Source organism: Sulfuricurvum sp. RIFCSPLOWO2_12_FULL_43_24 (assembly GCF_001829605.1).
Taxonomy (GTDB): domain Bacteria; phylum Campylobacterota; class Campylobacteria; order Campylobacterales; family Sulfurimonadaceae; genus Sulfuricurvum.
Map to the genome: position 1 here is coordinate 1 of NZ_MIBT01000051.1, position 2,658 is coordinate 2,658.

General features: G+C 45.7%; 4 protein-coding genes. 3 read left to right on the top strand and 1 reads right to left on the bottom strand.

Annotated features, from left to right (window positions below; all coding sequences use genetic code 11):
• Positions 1-193, bottom strand: a 193-nt coding sequence (locus A3G19_RS05065; RefSeq protein ID WP_294870936.1) for an AAA family ATPase, incomplete at its 3' end; no start/stop codon positions are given.
• Positions 194-240: 47 nt separating this feature from the next.
• Between A3G19_RS05065 and A3G19_RS05070 the strand changes: the two genes are divergently transcribed.
• The 3 genes from A3G19_RS05070 to A3G19_RS05080 form a co-directional block, all read left to right on the top strand.
• Positions 241-1,482: an aminotransferase class I/II-fold pyridoxal phosphate-dependent enzyme gene (locus A3G19_RS05070; protein ID WP_294870938.1), complete on the top strand. Its 1,242-nt coding sequence runs from the start codon at positions 241-243 to the stop codon at positions 1,480-1,482.
• A 22-nt stretch (positions 1,483-1,504) separates the two neighbouring features.
• The gene (locus A3G19_RS05075) at positions 1,505-1,804 is read left to right on the top strand and encodes an ATP-dependent Clp protease adaptor ClpS (protein WP_041192713.1); all 300 of its coding nucleotides are present in this window, start codon (positions 1,505-1,507) and stop codon (positions 1,802-1,804) included.
• Positions 1,805-1,806: 2 nt separating this feature from the next.
• A partial coding sequence (locus tag A3G19_RS05080; RefSeq protein ID WP_294870940.1) for an AAA family ATPase occupies positions 1,807-2,658 on the top strand: 852 nt, incomplete at its 3' end.

Here is a 2,658-nt window from a genome sequence, read left to right on the forward strand (position 1 = left end):
ACGCTGGATAGCAGGCTAATGCGGTTTGAAAAAGGGTGTTTCCATCGGGTGCAAGGGTGGTAACACCGGTTTCGATCGGTTTGTAGACACCGACACGCAAGCCTAAGCGAGTGAACGCTTCAATGAGCAACTTAGAGGTATGGGTCTTGCCGATATTGGTGTTGGTAGCGGTTACAAAAATTCGTTTAGACAAGGAGAGACCCTTTTAGGTTATAATTGCCCAATTTTAATATAGGTTTGATGATGAATCGCTTTGAAGAGTTTACAACCCGCATTGTTCAGCAAGTAGGGAAAAAAGAAGGCCCAGTCAGTCCGGTTATGGTTAATTCCGCATCGTTTGGATACGGTAACAGTGAGACAGGTGAGGGGATTTTTGAGGGATCGGTCAAAAAACCGCTTTATGCGCGTGTCGGTAATCCGACATCGGCACAGCTGGAACAGATTTTAGCTTCCATGGATGGAGGGATCGGTGCAGTTGCCGCCTCTTCAGGGATGGGAGCAACAGCCATGGCGACGCTGAGCCTTTTGCGTGCGGGAGATGAGATTATCAGTATCGGCGGATTATTCGGCGGAACCTATTCGTATTTTTCCGAAACACTCACCCGATTTGGGATTACACCCCATTTTTTCGATGTCGATGAGTTGGGCGCTATCGAAGAAGCGATTAATACGGCGACGAAAATACTCTTTTTGGAAAGTGTCGGAAATCCCAATATGCGTCTTCCCGATATCGCTAAAATCGCCGAGATCGCAAATCGTAACGGAGTAGTGCTGATGGTTGATAATACCATTACGCCACTGAGTGTTGCACCGATAGCGTTGGGGGCGGATATTGTGGTCTATTCGACGACTAAAATCATTACCGGAAATGCTTCTGCCCTGGGTGGTGCGGTGATTTTCCGCGCTATTTCAGAGGGTGAGGACAAATTTAAAGGGGATCGTTATCGCGACATCCACCCGTTTATCAATAAAATGGGAGCTATGGCTCTGGTAGCGAATGCCAAAAAACGGGCATTGCGTGATTTCGGGATGTCGGCAAACGGATTTGGAAGTTATCTCACCCTACTGGGATTGGAAACTTTGCCGTTGCGGATGGATAGGATCATTACAACGGTTGAGACGGTGGCTCGTGGATTACAGGAGAGAGGATTTAACGTCAACCATCCGTGTTTGGCGCATCATCCTCATCATGAACGCTATTTGAGCCAATTTCCTAATGGATGCGGAACTCTTCTAACCATTGACATGGGGACTAAAGAGAGAGCATTTGATTTTTTGAATCATTCTAAGCTTATTACTATTACCGCCAATATAGGTGATAGCCGTACTTTGGGACTTCATATGGCTTCAACGATTTATCGTGATTTTGATGAAGCGACACGGGAATTTTTAGGGATAACAGCAGGGCTTATTCGTATTTCGATTGGCTTGGAAAGTGCTGAAGCAATTATCGATGATTTTGTAAACTCGGCAAAAATTTAAAAAGATTCGGTATAGTTCAAACATGGCTACCAAACACGAACACGCGACAAGTTTAGATTTGATTTTGGAGCATCCAAAACAGTACAATGTTTTTTTGCTGAATGACGATTACACATCCATGGATTTTGTGGTCGATATTTTGATGAAAATTTTTCGGCGTAATTTTCAGGATGCTCACGCAATCATGATTGAAGTACACCAAAAGGGTCGCGGCTTATGCGGAGTATATCCTTACGAAGTGGCTGAGACAAAAGTACATCAGGTTGGGACATTGGCGCGTGAAAACGGATTTCCCCTTAAAGCGATAATGGAGGAGGCATAACCATGGTGAGTACTGAACTCAATGTGATTTTCCAAAAAGCGGTTGCATTTGCACGGCATCAGCGTCATGAATATCTCACGATCGAACATGTGATGCTTGCGCTGTTGAACTCTCCTGATGGTGAAGCGATAATAAAAGCATGCGGTGCGGATGTGGAGATTATTCGAGAATCGTTGGGTGCCTATTTGATACAGACGATGGAACCTTTACCCGAAGATATAGAGCAAGAACCGTTTGAGACAGTGGCATTGGCTCGAATGATTGATGGGATGATGCATCATGTTCGAAGTGCTCAAAAAGAGGTTGCCGATGTGGGTGACTTGATTGCTGCCGTATATGAAGAACATCATACCTATGCCTGTATGCTCCTTGAAGAGTATGGAATCAGCCGTGTTGATGTTCTCGAAGCGATCTCTCATCGTGATATGGAGAGTGTGCAAAATGACTCCATGAGTGAAGGGGCGTTGCAAAAATACGCTATTAATTTGATTGAGCAGGCCAAAAAAGGGAAAATCGATCCTGTTATCGGGCGTGTCAATGAAATTGAGCGAGCCATCCAGACCTTGTGCCGCCGTAAGAAAAATAATCCGCTCCTCATTGGTGAACCGGGTGTCGGTAAGACGGCAATTGCGGAAGGATTGGCATTGCGTATCGTCTCTGGCGATGTTCCTGCATTACTTGAAGATGCTGAGGTTTTTGCCCTTGATCTGGGGGCGATGTTGGCGGGGACGAAATATCGGGGAGATTTTGAAAAACGGCTCAAAGCGGTAATGGATGAGGCTGCGGCCCACCCAAATGCTATTCTCTTTATCGATGAGATTCATACTATTGTAGGAGCCGGTGCTGTAGGTGGC

What these genes read in the sequence shown, in the direction of transcription:
- A3G19_RS05070 (WP_294870938.1), top strand. Translation starts at nt 241, where the DNA reads ATGATGAATCGCTTTGAAGAGTTTACAACCCGCATTGTTCAGCAAGTA.
- A3G19_RS05075 (WP_041192713.1), top strand. Translation starts at nt 1,505, where the DNA reads ATGGCTACCAAACACGAACACGCGACAAGTTTAGATTTGATTTTGGAG.